The sequence below is a fragment of the Acinetobacter sp. NIPH 2100 genome (assembly GCF_000369805.1).
Classification (GTDB): Bacteria; Pseudomonadota; Gammaproteobacteria; order Pseudomonadales; family Moraxellaceae; genus Acinetobacter.
Window position 1 is genome coordinate 1,788,367 of sequence record NZ_KB850224.1, and the last position, 16,115, is coordinate 1,804,481.

Below are 16,115 nucleotides of genomic sequence, written 5' to 3' on the forward strand. Positions count from 1 at the left end.
GTTGAGCCATGCAAATGATTCGTCATTGTATCGATCAGTGCTGGGACGTTTTACAAACGGTCAATGATCCTGAGATTCCTGCGTTATCTGTCGTGGATTTGGGCATGATTCGTGGTGTGGAACTCAATGATCAGCAAGAAATTATTGTTCGATTGACCCCAACTTATAGTGGCTGTCCTGCAACTGATTTATTGAAAGCACAGATTGTTGAGGCTTTAGCAGCAGAAGATCTCATTCCAGCAAAGGTCATTGTTGATTTATCTGAAGCTTGGACAACAGACTGGATGTCTGAAATAGGCAAAAAAAAGTTACAAGACTATGGCATTGCGCCACCTGAGGGTTTAGCTCATCAGTGTGGAACACACGTTCATTTAAAAGATGGCGTGATATGTCCGCAGTGTAAAAGCCGCAATACCAGATTGCTCACAGAGTTTGGTTCGACCGCGTGTAAGGCCCTATACAAATGTCGAGACTGTCTTGAACCCTTTGATTATTTTAAATGTATTTAAAGTCTTGGATAAGGAAATCAGCCATGAGCCAATTTATTCCCTTAAAAGTAAAAAGCATCACCTCTCAGACCGATCAAGCGATTTGTATTTCATTTGATCTCATCGCAGAGCAACAAGAACAATTTAAATTTCAACCTGGTCAGCATTTAACCATTCGCCGTTTAACTGAGGCGGGTGAGATTCGTCGTTGTTACTCAATTTGTAGCTATGCGCCGAAAGAAGATATCAGTATCGCAGTTAAAAAAATGGATCAGGGGCAATTTTCCAACTGGGCCAATGACTATCTAAAAGTCGGTGATGTCCTTGATGTCATGCCTCCACAGGGTGTTTTTTTCCAAAAAGCAGCTCGATCTGGCGGCCAATCATTTCTCGGTGTGGCTGCTGGCAGTGGTATTACCCCGATTCTGTCGATTATTAAGCAAGTTTTGTTTGAGCAAGCGACATCAAACTTTACTTTGCTTTATGGCAATCGCTCGTGGAAACAAACCATGTTTGCTGAGCAAATTATGGATTTGAAAGATCAATTTAAGGAACGCTTTCAGCTCATCAATATTTTTTCGCGTGAGTTCAACGACAGCGAGTTGCTGAATGGTCGAATTGATGAAACCAAACTCAAGCAACTATTTGATCATGACGTCTTAGAAAGCAACTTTGATCATGTTTTTGCCTGTGGTCCAGATGAAATGATGGATACAGTCGAAAGCCTTTTACCTATCTATGGTTTAACGAAAGATAAGATTCACACCGAACGCTTTAATACGGGTCATGTCCGTAAACGTGTTGTTGATGCTGATGTAAACCGTAAGGAAGAACAAGTCAATATTGTACTTGATGGGCGTGAACTGATTGTGTCTGTGTCTCAAGATGATGAAAGCATTCTAGATGCAGCATTACGGGCAGGTGCAGATTTACCTTATGCGTGCAAAGGTGGTGTCTGTGCGACCTGCCGTTGTAAGGTGCTTTCAGGCGAAGTAGATATGTTCCTGAACTATAGCCTTGAAGACGATGAAGTCGAAAAGGGCTATGTGCTGAGCTGTCAGACTTTACCGAAAGGTGCAAATGTACGTTTGAGCTTCGATGAGTAGAGGTTGTCATGCAAGAGCTGATTAAAGCTGAGATAACAGTTGATGGTGTGATGCTATTAACCCTCAATCGTGCGGAAAAACGCAATGCTTTAAATAATGCAACTTTGCAATATTTATGTGAATTACTTGAAGAGGCAGAACACAATAGCCGAATCAAAGCCGTGGTTCTAACAGGTAATTCGTATTGTTTCGCAGCTGGTGCAGACCTGAGTGAATTGGCAGAAATGAATGCGGTTGCTTTACAGCTCGATATCCGTCCCAAGCTCTGGCAGAAGATCGATTCGTTCAGTAAACCGATTGTTGCAGCTGTGAATGGTTATGCCTTGGGCGCTGGATTTGAACTGGTTTTACACACAGATATCGTGTTGTGTGGTGAAAATGCCAAATTTGCATTGCCAGAAATTGGTTTGGGTATGTTACCTGGTGCAGGTGGAACACAGCGTTTAGCACGTCTAGTGGGCCAACAACTGGCCATGCGCTGGGCGATGACAGGGGAAATGATCTCCGCCAAGAAAGCACAGCAGCATGGTATCTGTAGCGAAGTGGTACCAACCGCACTCACGGTGGAATATGCCATTCAACTGGCAAGCAAAATTGCCAAGCAAGCACCTTTGGCAATTCGGGTGATCAAGCAATCGATTAAAAGTATTCACGAAATCACATTAAGTCAGGGACTGAAATCCGAACGACAAAACTTTGTCTGGTTGGCAGCAACCAAGGATCGGAATGAAGGCATTAATGCATTTTTTGAAAAAAGAAAACCAATCTTTAGAGGTGAGTGATGGACTATAAAAATATTATCGTTGAAGAAAAAAATGGCGTGGGTTATTTAACGTTTAATCGTCCCCAAGCACTTAATAGCTTTAATGTGGACATGCACCATGAAGTAGCCGAGGTTTTGAATCTTTGGGCTAAAAAACAGGACGTTCGCTGTATCGTAATCAGTGGAGAAGGCCGTGGCTTCTGTGCAGGACAAGACTTAGGTGATCGTGTGGTTGATCCGAATGCCGCTGCACCAGATTTAGGGTATTCGATTGAAACTTACTATAACCCGCTAATTAGAACTATTGTGAATATGCCAAAACCTGTCATCTGTGCGGTGAATGGCGTGGCTGCAGGCGCAGGTGCAAATATCGCCTTAGCATGTGATCTGGTGATTGCAGCTAAATCTGCCAACTTCGTACAAGCTTTCTGCCGTTTAGGGCTGGTGCCTGATTCGGGTGGAACATGGTTCCTGCCACGCGCAGTTGGTCACGCACGTGCCATGGGATTGACCTTGCTCGGAGATAAATTGCCTGCTGAAACCGCCAAAGAATGGGGCATGATCTGGGATGTTGCTGAAGATGAGGAATTAAAAACAAAAGTGACTGAGTTGGCTGAACGTCTCGCGAAACAGCCAACCTTTGGCTTGTCATTGATTAAAAAAGCCATCCATCAATCCCCTAATCATAGTTTTGATGAGCAAATGCACTTGGAACGAGATTTTCAGCGTATCGCGGGTCGTTCAGAAGATTATCGTGAAGGCGTACAAGCCTTTATGAGTAAGCGTGAGCCAAAATTTCAGGGGCTTTAAACATGACTCATCTGGATTTATCTGATGCCCACGTTGCTGTCATTGGCTCGGGAACCATGGGTATCGGTATCGCCCAATTGTCCATTATGAATGGTCATTCAACTGTTCTCTACGATCTTGATCATGAAAAGACCAAGCAGGCGGTGGATGGATTGCATCAGACTTTTGCCAAACTGGTTGAAAAAGGCAAGATAACGGAAGAACAAGCCCAGCAGGCATGTTCACGTTTAAGCATTGCTGATGGTATAGAAGATTTAGCGAATGCTGAATTGGTCATTGAAGCTGTGGTAGAAAAACTGCAAGTGAAGCAGTCTTTATTTCAACAGCTTGCAGCTATCTGTAGTGAACATACTATTTTTGCCACCAATACGTCTTCAATTTCCGTCACTGCGATTGCGGCTGGGATTCCACAACCTGAACGTGTCGTGGGCCTGCATTTTTTCAATCCTGCGCCAGTGATGAAACTGGTCGAGATTGTTCAAGGTTTAAAAACGCCAGTTAGCCTATGTCAGGCGTTAAAAGCCTTGATGTTGGCGTGGAAAAAAATTCCGGTTCTGACTAAGTCAACACCTGGTTTTATCGTGAACCGTATTGCCCGTCCATTTTACGCAGAAGCATTTCGTGCCTTACAAGAACAGGTCACAACGTATGACCAACTGGACTATGCCTTAAAGCAGTGTGGTGGTTTTGCGATGGGGCCGTGTGAGTTGACGGATTTGATTGGGCAGGATGTGAATTTTTCTGTGACCCAAAGTGTCTATGACGCGTTCTTTTATGAGCCGCGCTATCGTCCGAGTTTGGTACAAAAGGAACTGGTCGATGCAGGTGCATGGGGACGAAAGTCGAAGCAAGGTTTCTATCACTACGATGCAAAAAATCAGTATTCGACTTTTCAGCCTCAAGCCATTACAGCTAAAGCCTTTCAGTCAGATGTTCAGGTCAAAGGCGCATGGTTTCAGCTACCAATGCTACTCACACGTCTAGCGCTGAATTCTGGGACTGAAAATGAAGAAAATATCATTCAGATGGATGATATTGATCTACGGTTAAGTCAGGGTGAATCTGCCAACCTGAACTATCTAAGCCGTAAAACGGTATTGATGGATTGGCATCATGATTTTTCAAAGGCGCAAGCCGTAGTGCTGAGCCACAACCCGTTGTGTGAAGCCGATGATCTGGCAAAAGTTGAGGCATTTTTTGCTCAATATCAGATGCATGTGATTTGGATTACAGACCATCCTGCATTATTAACTTTACGTACTCTTGTGTTACTGATCAATGAAGCTAGTGAGGCTAGCCTGCACGGTATTGCTAGTATGGAAGATATTGATAATGCCATGAGATATGGCGTCAATTATCCTAAGGGACCGTATCAATGGATGATGCAATTGGGTGCGCAGTATGTGTTGCAAACCCTCAATAACTTATATGCCATTTATGGCGAAGAAAAATATCGTGCAAGTTTATATCTCAAGCAATACGTGGCACAGCAGCAAAACGTGACTGCCAACGATTCACAAGATTTAGCAGCATTTGCATAAGCAGGAGCGATCATGGAAGACGTTTTAATTTGTGATTTTATTCGTACCCCGATTGGACGCTATGCAGGGTCACTCAGCTCGGTACGTACCGATGATCTTGCTGCATTGCCAATCAAACATTTAAAAGAAAAATATGCGCATCTGCCTTGGCAGGAGTTAGATGAAGTGTTTTTGGGCTGTGCCAATCAAGCGGGCGAAGATAACCGTAATGTGGCACGTATGGCAACTTTGTTGGCAGGATTACCAGAAGCAGTTCCTGCCATGACGGTGAATCGACTCTGTGCTTCGGGGTTGGATGCAGTGGGCTTGGCGGCACGTTCGATTAAATGTGGCGAATCACAATTTGTACTGGCGGGTGGTGTCGAGTCGATGAGTCGCGCGCCGTTTGTGCAGGCAAAGCCAACCGAAGCTTTTGGACGTAGTCCTGAGATTTTTGATACCACCATTGGCTGGCGCTTCATCAATAAAAACATGAAAACACAATATGGTACAGATAGCATGCCAGAAACGGCTGAACATGTAGCTGAAAAATATCAAATCAGCCGACAGGATCAGGATGCATTTGCGATTCGCAGCCAACAAAAAGTGGCTGCAGCACAACAAGCTGGTTTCTTTGATGAAGAAATTTTGCCAGTTGAACTTGTGGATCGTAAAAAGAACATCACAACTTTTGTCCAAGATGAGCATCCTCGTGCGGATACCAGTCTGGATAGCTTGGCGAAATTGAAAGCCCCATTCCGTAAAGAGGGTGGTTCAGTCACGGCAGGGAATGCATCAGGTGTGAATGATGGCTCAGCATGTGTTTTACTTACGAACCGCCAATTTGCTGATATACATGGTTTAAAACCATTGGCACGTGTGGTGGCGATTGCCAGTGCAGGGGTTGAACCGAAATATATGGGCATTGGCCCAGTCCCTGCGGTGCAAAAACTGTTAAAACAGACGGGACTCAGTTTAGATCAAATGGATGTGATTGAGCTGAACGAAGCTTTTGCAGCCCAGTCGCTGGCGTGTATGCGTGAGTTAGGGCTCAAGGATGATGATACGCGTGTAAACCCAAATGGCGGTGCGATTGCACTGGGTCATCCTCTTGGTATGAGCGGAACGCGCTTAGTCATTACTGCCACCAGAGAATTAAAAAGACGTGGTGGTCAATATGCACTGTGCACCATGTGTGTGGGTGTAGGCCAAGGTGTGGCCCTGATTATAGAAAATTTAAATTAATTTAGACGGTTCTTGTGAAATAACGACATAGGAGATACGGCAGTGGATAGCCAGATGATAGAAAATGTAGAAAAAATGACGCTAGCGGAATTGCGAGCACTTCAAACCAAACGGTTAAAAGAAACTTTGACGTATGTGTATGCCAATAGCCCGGTGTACAAGAAAAAATTTGATGATGCAGGTGTGCATCCAGATGATTTCGTGACACTGGATGATCTCGCCAAGTTTCCATTTACCACCAAACAGGATTTACGCGATAACTATCCGTTTGGCATGTTTGCAGTGCCACAAGAACAGATTGTTCGTTTACATGCCTCGTCAGGCACCACAGGCAAACCAACCGTGGTCGGTTATACCCAAAAAGATATTCATACTTGGTCGGACATCGTGGCGCGTTGCCTGCGTATGGCGGGTTTGAGTGCCAAAGATATGATTCAGGTGGCTTATGGTTATGGCTTATTCACAGGTGGTTTGGGTGCACATTATGGTGCTGAACGCTTAGGCGCAACTGTGATTCCGATGTCAGGTGGTCAGACAGAGAAACAGGTGCAACTGATTCAGGACTTTAAACCAACAGCAATCATGGTCACGCCATCGTATTGTGTCAGCATTATTGAAAAACTCGAACAGCAGTTGGGTAGTGCGCGTAATACTTCGTTAAAGGTTGGTATTTTTGGTGCAGAACCGTGGTCAAAAGAGTTACGCCGTGAGATCGAAGAACGTCTTAATATCAAGGCACTCGATATTTATGGTCTATCTGAAATTATGGGCCCAGGGGTTGCCATGCAATGTCTGAACGAAGGCGATGGTCTCACCATTTGGGAGGATCACTTCTATCCTGAAATCATTAACCCAGAAACAGGTGAAGTATGTCAGGATGGGGAGTTGGGCGAATTGGTTTTCACCACCATTAGCAAAGAAGGTCTACCAATTATTCGTTATCGTACCCGTGATTTAACCCGATTACTGGCGGGCCAGAATCTTGCCATGCGCCGTATGGATAAGATCGTCGGGCGTAGTGATGATATGCTGATCATTCGTGGTGTGAATGTATTTCCAACTCAGATTGAAGAACAAATTCTTCAAGTGCCAAGTTTGGTGCCGAATTATGAAATTCTGGTGGCAAAAAAAGGACACATGGATACTTTGCATATCCGTACCGAAATGTGCCATAACTGTGATAAGCAGGCGCAGCAACTGGCTCAGCAGTTGATGCAGCGAATTAAAACCATGATTGGTATTTCAGTGACGGTAGAAGTGGTGAATGAATTAACCTTGCCACGCTCTGAAGGGAAAGCAAAACGCGTTATCGATATGCGTCAGATTGCTTAACATTATGATCATTCAGGGTATAGAATCTATATCCTGAATCTAAACGCCAAGATAAAAGTATGAGTGCAAAGCTACAGCAAATTATTGATTCGATTATTCAGAATGAGACCTTAAGTGGGACATCGCTCATTTCAACCATTTTTGGTGATTCGGTGCTGCATCGTGGTGGCAATATCAGCCTTGCCAGCTTGATTCAGTTGCTGGAGCTGTTTGAATTTAATGATCGTGCTGTACGGACTTCGGTTTTTCGGCTGGTTAAAAATGATTGGTTAGATTCAGACAAGATCGGCAGAACCAGTTTTTATCGTATTACCGATGCCAGTCGAGCAAAATATTTGCAGGCAGAACAACGGATTTATAATGATCAGATGAAAGAATGGGATCATTCTTGGGATCTTATTCTGATGTCGAGTTTGGATACTGACAATAAAGCATCTTTGAGAAAAGAACTGGAATGGCTCGGCTTTGCCAATATTTCTACCAATTTGATGGCTTATCCAGGTTCTAATCGGCTGCAATTGCAAAAGTTGCTGGTTGATCTGAATATGAGTGAACAAGTGGTTGTGTTTAAGGCAGAGACCTTGCAGCTATTTAATAACTCAACTGAAACCATTAGCCGTATGTTAGAGACTAACTGGCCGATTGATGAGTTGCGCCAACGTTATTTACAATTTTTGGATATGTTTCGCGAAATCGGAGCAATTCTGATGCAGGACGATGAGAGCATCGAACCAGTTCAAGCCTTTCAGATTCGTACTTTACTGATTCATTATTATCGTCGGATCTTGCTTAAAGATCCTGCTTTGCCATTAGAATTGTTGTCAGCAGATTGGCCTGCAATCAATGCCCGTACTTTATCCATGAATATTTATAAGAAAGTCTTTGAGGCTGCGGATGACTATTTCCTGTCAGTTGCTGCCACATCCGAAGGGCCTATGCCAAATGCAACCGCACATTTTTGGCGTCGCTTTGGCGGCCTGAATCAAAACACTGAGAGAATGAATGATGCCTTGTTATAGTATTGATGGTGTGATTCCCGTTGTTCATCCTAGTGCATTTGTTCATCCTACTGCCGTTTTAATTGGCGATGTGATTATTGAAGCAGGGGTTTATATTGGGCCATTTGCGTCACTGCGTGCTGATTTTGGCCGTATTCATATCAAAGAAAATGCCAATGTACAGGACAGCTGCATCATTCACGGTTTTCCACAAAGTGTCACGCTGGTTGAGGAAATGGGACATATTGGTCATGCTGCGACGTTGCATGGTTGTCGTATCGGTAAAAATGTCTTGATTGGTATGAACAGTGTCATACTGGATTATGCTGAAATTGGTGAAAATACCATTATTGGTGCCAATAGCTTGGTGAAAACCAAAGATAAAATTCCTGCCAATGTTCTGGCTTTAGGCAGCCCAGCCAAAGTTGCCAGAGAGCTTTCAGAGCAAGAACGGCACTGGAAAATAAAAGGTACGCAAGAATATGTGCAGTTGGCACAGCGTTGTTTAAGCACAATGATAGAAGTTACACCATTAGCAGAAGAATCTGCTGAACGGAAGACCTATCAGGACTTTCAGGCAGATCATCAGATTAAACCATCAAGCGTATCATAAGATCCGTATCTAGCAATTTCCACAACAAATTTCGCTTATCGATTACATTATCGTGTCGTTATTTCATCTCTAAAGCAACCCATGTATTATGGTGAATGACTCTTTTATTTTGGATATGCTCATGGATGGTTTATCTAAATTTTCTTGGGAAAATATCAAGCATCATTTTTATAATACTGGAGAGTTTCCCCACATTTTGGAAGAACATACTCCAATTGTGCAAGCATGGGAACAATCTCGGCAAGCGGGTTTGAGCCCTGATTTCAAATTAACGGCCTTAAAAGAGTTCCCTTTAGAAAGTTTGTCATTCGAAGATGAATGGTTAGCGCGACTTGCAGAACCCGTGTTAAGTGACATTTGGCGTTTGTTTGGTCAGCAGGATGTAAGCGTATTTCTCATCAATTCAAATTCCAAGATTATTGCAGAGAAGCACAACCCAAATTTAGATCATCAATATCATTTTTTACAAACAGGGCGTGTTATTGATCCGACCGTTTTTGGAGCAATTGCGCCGACCTGTAGTGTAATGTCGAAACAACCAATGATCATGACGGGTCATCAGCATTATTTGAATGAATTCTCTGGTTTTTCCTGTGCTTCCGTTCCTGTATTTAATGGGATGGGGGATGTACTTGGGGCATTTGATATCACATCAAGACAAGGACTATTGGCAAGTAACTGGCTCAGACATTTGTTATATCAAAGTTATATATTAGAAAATAAAACCATATTCTCTACACTTCAACCAAATCATCGCTTATTACATTTTCAGCACTCTCAGGATTTACTTGATAATGCCTATACGGGGTTAATTGTTTTAGATGAGCAGGACCAAATTATAAAAGCCAATCAAATGGCGCTGAAATTACTGAATTGTTCTATTGAATCTTTGCGCTATAAGAATATTGCTGATTTTTTGAGCTGTAGTCATCTATCTTCAAATCATGCAAAAGATTTTTTCCTGATTCAAAGTATCGATCATGCATTTTTTTATGCCAAGTTAAAAACTTTTGTTATTCCAACGCGTGATAACATCCCAAAGGTTCATACAATATTAGATCAAGCGTTGAGAGCCTTGCAAGCCGAGATACCTGTTCTCATTACAGGCGAGACTGGAACTGGAAAAGATCATTTTGCTCAGCAATTACATAAAAAATTAGATGCTAATTTACCCTTTATTTCAATTAACTGTGGTGCAATTCCAGAACATTTAATGGAAGCAGAATTATTTGGTTATGAAGGTGGGGCTTTTACTGGAGCTAAAAAGCAGGGTGAAAAAGGACTGATTGAATTGGCTGATCAAGGAATTTTATTCTTGGATGAAATTGGCGATCTCCCTTTACATTTACAAGTCAAAATACTCAGAGTGTTACAAGATCAACAATTTTATCGGGTTGGTGGACGTAGACCAATTCGTTCTGCGTTTAAATTGTTGTGTGCAACTCACCAAGATTTAACTGGAAAGATAGAACAACAGGCGTTTCGTAGTGATCTGTATTACCGTATTCGAGGTTTTGAAGTTCATCTGGAACCGTTACGTTCTAGGGCTGATCGACACAGCATATTTCATTCGATACTTCATCAGTTTGGGATATTTAATTGGTCATCTCAAGTTGAACAACAATTTAATACGTATACATGGCCAGGCAATATTCGTGAATTGATGCACATCGTAAAGCTTGCAGCAGCATTCAACGAAAATGAAATCTTGGATAAGCTACCGTTACCAGATTTGGATGTACTTGCATCTCAGGAGAGTGAACGAAGCACGTTTTCTACCAAAACTGATCTAAATATCCTCACTAAACAGTTAATTATGCAGGTTTTGAATGAAGAAAAAGGCAATATTGCCAAAACTGCTAAACGCTTAAAAATATCAAGAACTACAGTGTATAAATATCTGGATAGTTAATTTTTTTATTCTGTTCGTCAAAAAAAGCGGTTGTCCATAATCTGGACAGCCGCTTTTTCTATGTCCAGATTATGGACATATTTTTCCGGCTAAAAATCTCAATCACATGATTTTATTGATTTATTTTTTTGGCATGTTTGCTGCAATTCTGTTGTAGCTAGTTTGTAGATTTGCATATTTCACTAACCAGCATAGGACGGCCAGACCAAGCAATTTTGAATTGTTGAAATGGCTTAAAAGGACAATGAAAAGATAAGGAACACTTTATGAATTACATGAGAAGAAATACAGTCATTTTATTATTAAACGGTTTTTTAATTCATCATGCTTATGCAGTTGATGTCAATGTTGGAGATTATACCGCTTTGCCTAAGGGCAGTAATGTTGGGGTTTTTTATTACCAACACGGTGAAATGGATGGATATTATCAAAATGGAAACAAGACTGAAGCGAAGTCTAGATCAGATATTGGAATAGCACGATTTATTCATTACACCGATATCGCTGGTATGCGTGCAACACCACAAATTATCATTCCATTCGGATCTGTTAGAAATACCCATATTGCTGGTCATGCTTTAAATGATGCATCTGGTTTTGCTGACCCAATTATTGCTTCAGCATTCTGGTTGATCAATCAGCCAGAAAAAGGTTTATCTGGGCGTTATCTTGCATTAACACCATTTATATATTTACCAATTGGTCAATATAATAAACATGAAGCTGTTAATCTGGGAGAAAACCGGTTTAAATTTGATCTACAAATGGCTTGGGTACAGCCTATCTATAACAAGCTCGCATTTGAGTTCTATCAGGATGCAATCTGGTATGGCGACAACGACGAAGCGGGTAATGGTAACCAGACACTGGAACAAGATACGAGTTATCAAACTCAGGTCAATCTGCGCTATGACTTCAATCAACTGCAAAGAGTAGCATTTGGTTATGCTGCAAATTATGGGGGAAATCAATCTTTAGATGGTATTGATCTTCATCAAGATATGAAAAAGCAACAGCTGCGTTTGGAATATCAGCAGATGATTAACCCGAAAACGCAGATTAGTGCTCAAGTCATTTCTGATACACAAGTAGAAAGTGGGTTTAAAAAAGATTTAGGGTTAAATATAAGACTTTTCTACATTTTTTAATTAGAAATATTGGCAAAAAATTGCAGGTGTGATTTTAGGCGGTAAATTAGCTTAAAAATAAACGTATTTATTCAGTAAACACAACGAGGTTCATATGTCTATTTTAACAAAAGAAATTTGGGATCAAAAATTATTTCGTGGTGCATGGCAATTGGCCAAAAACGGTTATCAAGTGGTTGAAGTCGCGACAGGCGAATCTTTAGGTCAGATCGGTTATGCATCTGCGATAGATGTGGTTGATGCGGCGCAGCAAGCCAAGGTTGCACAAAAGCAATGGTGGGCATTGAGTTACCAAGAACGTCAGGCTGTGTTTGAACGGGCAGTCCAGATTCTGACAGAACATCAGGCCGAAATCATTGAGTGGTTGGTAAAAGAAAGTGGTTCGTTACAGCTCAAAGCAGGATTTGAGGTCAATATCTCGATTCAAGTATTAAAAAATTGCATTGGTTTACCTGCCGCAGATCAGGGGGCCTTGTTGCCAACTGCAACAGGAAAACTGAGTCTGGCCAAGCGAGTTCCTTTGGGTGTGGTTGGTGTGATTTCGCCATTTAATTTCCCGCTTTATCTTGCGTTGCGTGCGGTTGCTCCTGCCTTAGCCCTAGGCAATGCTGTGGTACTGAAACCCGATGAGCGAACCGCAGTTTGTAGTGGTTATTCAATTGCCAGAATTTTTGAATTGGCAGGTTTACCTCAGGGGCTGCTGCATGTACTACCTGGTGGTGCAGAAGTGGGTGAGGCACTGACATTGGACAAAAATATTGCCAGTATCCAATTTACTGGTTCAACTCATGTTGGTCGTATTGTAGGTGCCAATGCAGCTAAAACGCTGAAAAAAGTATCGCTTGAATTAGGTGGAAAAAACTCACTCATTGTTCTGGATGATGCAGATATTGAATTGGCGGCTGAGAATATTGCTTGGGGAGCTTTTTTACATTCAGGTCAAATTTGTATGACTTCTGGGAAAATCTTGATTCAGGAAAAGATTTATCAGCAAGTTAAACAGCGCGTTATTGAAAAGGTAAAGAATTTTGTGGTGGGTAATCCTTTAAATACTGATGTTACGATTGGTCCTCTGATAAATGCCAAGCAATCGCAACGTGTTGAACAGTTGGTGAAGGATGCGATTGCGCACGGTGCAAAACTGGAAGTAGGTGGGCAGGCAAATGGCGTATTCTTTGAGCCAACGGTATTGGCTGATGTAAAGCAAGACAATCCGATTTTTTCAGAAGAAATTTTTGGCCCAGTCGCCGTTCTGATTCCTTTTTCAACAGATGAACAAGCCATTGAACTTGCAAATGACGGTGATTATGGGCTTTCTGCGGGGATTATCACCGCCAATGTTGGTCGCGCCATACAGCTTGGGCAACAACTCAATGTCGGTCTATTGCATATTAATGATCAAACTGTAAATGATGAAACCGTCAATCCATTTGGTGGGTTTGGCGCTTCAGGCAATGGTACGCGGATTGGCGGACCTGCAAATGCAGATGAGTTTACCCAATGGCAATGGATGACGATTCAGGTGCAAGCACCACATTACCCATTCTAATACCATCATAATGATATTTAACAGGAAGTTGAAAATGGAAAATACATCAGTTTATAAAGAAATTATCGCGGCTGTGACAGAATGCAAGGGGGCGGATTTTGAGTTACAACCCCTTAAAATACGTCAACCTCAAAATGATGAGGTCTTAGTTAAAATTGTAGCGACAGGAATGTGCCATACCGATTTGATTGTACGTGATCAATACTATCCTGTTCCTTTGCCTGCGGTTTTAGGACATGAAGGATCTGGGGTCATTGAGGCAATTGGCCCGAATGTGACTGATTTAAAGGTCGGTGATCACGTCGTACTGACGTATGGTTATTGTGGCAAATGTACTCAATGTAATACTGGAAACCCAGCATATTGTTCTGAATTTTTTGCGCGTAATTTTGGTGGTGCAGATTTGCAAGGGAACAATGCAATTTGTACCCATGATCACGAAGTAGTACATGATCACTTCTTTTCCCAGTCTTCTTTTGCGACACATGCTCTAACGAGAGAAAACAATGCAGTTCGAGTGTCAAAAGATGCACCTATTGAGTTGTTAGGGCCTCTGGGTTGCGGGATACAAACAGGTGCTGGCGCCGCTATGAATGCCTTGAAGGTAACGCCAGCAAGTAGTTTTGTCACATGGGGAGCGGGGGCAGTTGGATTAAGTGCATTATTGGCAGCTAAGATATGTGGGGCTTCCACGATTATTGCGGTCGATATTGTGGAGTCCCGACTGAAACTGGCTGAAGAATTGGGTGCGACCCACGTCATCAATAGTAAAACTCAAGATCCTGTTGCAGTGATTCAGGAAATTACCCAAGGAGGTGCAAATTTTGCACTCGAATCCACAGGCCGACCAGAGATATTAAAAACAGGGATTGATGCCTTAGGCATTTTAGGGAAAATAGCGGTAGTTGGAGCCCCGCCTTTGGGCACTTTAGCCCAATTTGATGTCAATGATCTGTTACTTGGAGGTAAAACAATCTTGGGCGTGGTTGAAGGAAGTGGGGCACCGAAGAAATTTATTCCTGAGCTGGGAACATTATTTTTGCAAGGCAAATTTCCTTTTGATAAGTTAGTAAAATTTTATGCTTTTGAAGAAATGAATCAGGCTGCAAGAGATAGTCATGCTGGTATTACACTTAAGCCAATTATCAAAATTGCAGTATAAGCATTGTTGAGAAGTTGATCGCTACTTTAGAGTTGTATCTATGCACTTATTTGCTCCTTCCTGTTAAGGGGCAAATAGCTGATGCAGTTTATTTTTATGAAGAACTCAGCATGTGTTGGTCAAGGTAATATTCTGTTTTTTCATTAACTTGTAAATAAATACCAGTATACCAATAGCCAGCCAACAGCTTCCAAATTTTAAGGCTGATGAATCTAGATTGATCCAAAGACACAAAATACTGATGACTGAAATAAGCGGTAAAAAGAGATTGAAAAACTTGTTTTTAAATCCTGAACGTTGCTTTTCTCTAACATAAAACTTGACGAAAACGGATAGGTTGACCGCGGTAAATGCCACCAGTGCACCAAAGCTAATCAAGCTAATCACTTGTGCAAGGTTTAAGAAAATAGCACTTAGTGAAATCAATCCAACAAATAATACCGAGAAAAATGGCGTACCTAAGGTGGCATGGAGTGTTCCAAAATACTTTTTGGGAAAAATATTATCTTTGCCCATGATATAGAGTAAACGTGATGCACTGGCATGCGAAGCAAGACCTGAAGCAACCGTATTCATAATTTGGCCACATAAAAAGATGGACTGAAATAAGGCACCACCCACATAAAGAACAATTTCAGGCAATGCTTCTGACGGATGATGAAAACGGATATTGCTTGGATAATAAAGCTGAATAAACCATGACGCGGTAAAGAAAATCATGCCACCAAAAAGTGTGGTGAGAAGAACCGCATAAGGAATGGTTTTGGTAGGATTTTGGGTTTCGTTTGAAAGTGTTGTGACTGCATCAAAACCTAAGAAGGAAAAGCAAAGTACCGAGGCTCCTGCAACCAAAGGTAGCAATTCCTGTTGACCATGCCATAAAGGATTTAAGGTGAGTACATATTCATAACCTTGTGTACTTCCAATGCCTTGAATCACTAAATACACGAAAATAATCATCAGAATAATCGGGGCAAATACAAAAATTAGGCTAATGTTGGCGAGCAAACGAATACGGAAGCAATTCACCAAAGTCACTAGACCTGCAGAGACAATGACCCAAAACCAGTAGGGAACACTTGGGATCAGTGCTGTTAAATAAATGGCTGCAAGTAGAACGTTAATTAAAGGCAATAATAAATAATCAAGTAAGGTACACCAACCGACGAATAGACCACTTTTAGGGCCAATACTTTCCGTGGTGTAACTATAGGCAGAACCCGATTTTTCTGAGTGCTTACTAAAGCGAGCATAACTAAAAGCAGTTAATAGCATCGTGGTGAGTGCCAATAAGTAAGCCAGCGGGACATGACCATTGGTAATTCCTGAAACAATGCCAAAGGTATCAAATACGGTCATTGGGGTCATGTAGGCAATACCGATCACAGTGACTTGCCATAAAGAAAGCTTTTTGAGAGAGACAGATTCTTGTTCCATATTCCTTCAACCTGATTTATTGCGCTTTTCTA

At 41.9% G+C, this 16,115-nt stretch carries 14 protein-coding genes; 13 read left to right on the top strand and 1 reads right to left on the bottom strand.

From position 1 onward, the window contains the following. Nucleotides 1–8 precede the first annotated feature (8 nt). The 13 genes from paaD to F887_RS09650 all read left to right on the top strand — a co-directional run bounded on the left by paaD (nucleotide 9) and on the right by F887_RS09650 (nucleotide 14,646). The gene (gene paaD / locus F887_RS09710) at nucleotides 9–509 is read left to right on the top strand and encodes a 1,2-phenylacetyl-CoA epoxidase subunit PaaD (RefSeq protein ID WP_005293790.1); all 501 of its coding nucleotides are present in this window, start codon (nucleotides 9–11) and stop codon (nucleotides 507–509) included. Nucleotides 510–532: 23 nt separating this feature from the next. Continuing rightward, complete coding sequence (locus tag F887_RS09705; protein WP_005293792.1) at nucleotides 533–1,594, top strand: 2Fe-2S iron-sulfur cluster-binding protein; 1,062 nt, start codon at nucleotides 533–535, stop codon at nucleotides 1,592–1,594. Nucleotides 1,595–1,602: 8 nt separating this feature from the next. Continuing rightward, complete coding sequence (locus F887_RS09700) at nucleotides 1,603–2,376, top strand: enoyl-CoA hydratase-related protein (RefSeq protein ID WP_005293794.1); 774 nt, start codon at nucleotides 1,603–1,605, stop codon at nucleotides 2,374–2,376. Beyond that, complete coding sequence (paaG, locus tag F887_RS09695; RefSeq protein WP_005293795.1) at nucleotides 2,376–3,167, top strand: 2-(1,2-epoxy-1,2-dihydrophenyl)acetyl-CoA isomerase PaaG; 792 nt, start codon at nucleotides 2,376–2,378, stop codon at nucleotides 3,165–3,167. The genes F887_RS09700 and paaG overlap by 1 nt, the downstream gene beginning before the upstream one ends. 2 nt (nucleotides 3,168–3,169) lie before the next feature. After that, entirely contained in the window at nucleotides 3,170–4,708 is a 1,539-nt protein-coding gene (locus F887_RS09690; RefSeq protein ID WP_005293797.1) for a 3-hydroxyacyl-CoA dehydrogenase, read from the top strand. Between the two features lie 12 nt (nucleotides 4,709–4,720). Further along, a complete protein-coding gene (gene pcaF, locus F887_RS09685) occupies nucleotides 4,721–5,932 on the top strand; it encodes a 3-oxoadipyl-CoA thiolase (RefSeq protein ID WP_005293798.1) in 1,212 nt (403 codons plus the stop codon). Nucleotides 5,933–5,986: 54 nt separating this feature from the next. Continuing rightward, nucleotides 5,987–7,264 carry a phenylacetate--CoA ligase PaaK gene (gene paaK, locus F887_RS09680; protein WP_416201960.1) on the top strand — a complete coding sequence of 426 codons (1,278 nt, stop codon included), beginning with the start codon at nucleotides 5,987–5,989 and terminating at the stop codon, nucleotides 7,262–7,264. A 59-nt stretch (nucleotides 7,265–7,323) separates the two neighbouring features. Next, nucleotides 7,324–8,283 carry a phenylacetic acid degradation operon negative regulatory protein PaaX gene (paaX, locus tag F887_RS09675; RefSeq protein ID WP_005293804.1) on the top strand — a complete coding sequence of 320 codons (960 nt, stop codon included), beginning with the start codon at nucleotides 7,324–7,326 and terminating at the stop codon, nucleotides 8,281–8,283. Continuing rightward, nucleotides 8,270–8,875 (top strand): carbonic anhydrase, encoded by a 606-nt coding sequence (locus F887_RS09670; protein WP_032863123.1) that lies wholly within the window; start codon nucleotides 8,270–8,272, stop codon nucleotides 8,873–8,875. Before paaX ends, F887_RS09670 begins: the two co-directional genes overlap by 14 nt. Nucleotides 8,876–8,996: 121 nt before the next feature. Continuing rightward, on the top strand, nucleotides 8,997–10,787 hold the full coding sequence (locus tag F887_RS09665; protein ID WP_005293809.1) for a sigma-54-dependent Fis family transcriptional regulator: 1,791 nt from the start codon (nucleotides 8,997–8,999) through the stop codon (nucleotides 10,785–10,787). Nucleotides 10,788–11,053: 266 nt separating this feature from the next. Further along, on the top strand, nucleotides 11,054–11,935 hold the full coding sequence (locus tag F887_RS09660; protein ID WP_005293810.1) for a transporter: 882 nt from the start codon (nucleotides 11,054–11,056) through the stop codon (nucleotides 11,933–11,935). Between the two features lie 94 nt (nucleotides 11,936–12,029). Further along, nucleotides 12,030–13,484: a benzaldehyde dehydrogenase gene (locus F887_RS09655; protein ID WP_005293813.1), complete on the top strand. Its 1,455-nt coding sequence runs from the start codon at nucleotides 12,030–12,032 to the stop codon at nucleotides 13,482–13,484. Nucleotides 13,485–13,518: 34 nt separating this feature from the next. Beyond that, on the top strand, nucleotides 13,519–14,646 hold the full coding sequence (locus F887_RS09650) for an NAD(P)-dependent alcohol dehydrogenase (protein ID WP_005293815.1): 1,128 nt from the start codon (nucleotides 13,519–13,521) through the stop codon (nucleotides 14,644–14,646). A gap of 105 nt (nucleotides 14,647–14,751) precedes the next feature. On the opposite strand, the gene F887_RS09645 is transcribed toward F887_RS09650, so the two are convergent. Next, nucleotides 14,752–16,083, bottom strand: a complete 1,332-nt coding sequence (locus F887_RS09645) for an APC family permease (RefSeq protein WP_005293818.1) — start codon at nucleotides 16,081–16,083, stop codon at nucleotides 14,752–14,754. Between the last annotated feature and the right edge of the window lie 32 nt (nucleotides 16,084–16,115).

What these genes read in the sequence shown, in the direction of transcription:
- F887_RS09655 (WP_005293813.1), top strand. Translation starts at nt 12,030, where the DNA reads ATGTCTATTTTAACAAAAGAAATTTGGGATCAAAAATTATTTCGTGGT.
- F887_RS09705 (WP_005293792.1), top strand. Translation starts at nt 533, where the DNA reads ATGAGCCAATTTATTCCCTTAAAAGTAAAAAGCATCACCTCTCAGACC.
- paaD (WP_005293790.1), top strand. Translation starts at nt 9, where the DNA reads ATGCAAATGATTCGTCATTGTATCGATCAGTGCTGGGACGTTTTACAA.
- F887_RS09700 (WP_005293794.1), top strand. Translation starts at nt 1,603, where the DNA reads ATGCAAGAGCTGATTAAAGCTGAGATAACAGTTGATGGTGTGATGCTA.
- F887_RS09645 (WP_005293818.1), bottom strand. Translation starts at nt 16,083, where the DNA reads ATGGAACAAGAATCTGTCTCTCTCAAAAAGCTTTCTTTATGGCAAGTC.
- pcaF (WP_005293798.1), top strand. Translation starts at nt 4,721, where the DNA reads ATGGAAGACGTTTTAATTTGTGATTTTATTCGTACCCCGATTGGACGC.
- F887_RS09690 (WP_005293797.1), top strand. Translation starts at nt 3,170, where the DNA reads ATGACTCATCTGGATTTATCTGATGCCCACGTTGCTGTCATTGGCTCG.
- paaX (WP_005293804.1), top strand. Translation starts at nt 7,324, where the DNA reads ATGAGTGCAAAGCTACAGCAAATTATTGATTCGATTATTCAGAATGAG.
- F887_RS09670 (WP_032863123.1), top strand. Translation starts at nt 8,270, where the DNA reads ATGCCTTGTTATAGTATTGATGGTGTGATTCCCGTTGTTCATCCTAGT.
- F887_RS09660 (WP_005293810.1), top strand. Translation starts at nt 11,054, where the DNA reads ATGAATTACATGAGAAGAAATACAGTCATTTTATTATTAAACGGTTTT.
- paaG (WP_005293795.1), top strand. Translation starts at nt 2,376, where the DNA reads ATGGACTATAAAAATATTATCGTTGAAGAAAAAAATGGCGTGGGTTAT.
- F887_RS09650 (WP_005293815.1), top strand. Translation starts at nt 13,519, where the DNA reads ATGGAAAATACATCAGTTTATAAAGAAATTATCGCGGCTGTGACAGAA.
- paaK (WP_416201960.1), top strand. Translation starts at nt 5,987, where the DNA reads ATGATAGAAAATGTAGAAAAAATGACGCTAGCGGAATTGCGAGCACTT.
- F887_RS09665 (WP_005293809.1), top strand. Translation starts at nt 8,997, where the DNA reads ATGGATGGTTTATCTAAATTTTCTTGGGAAAATATCAAGCATCATTTT.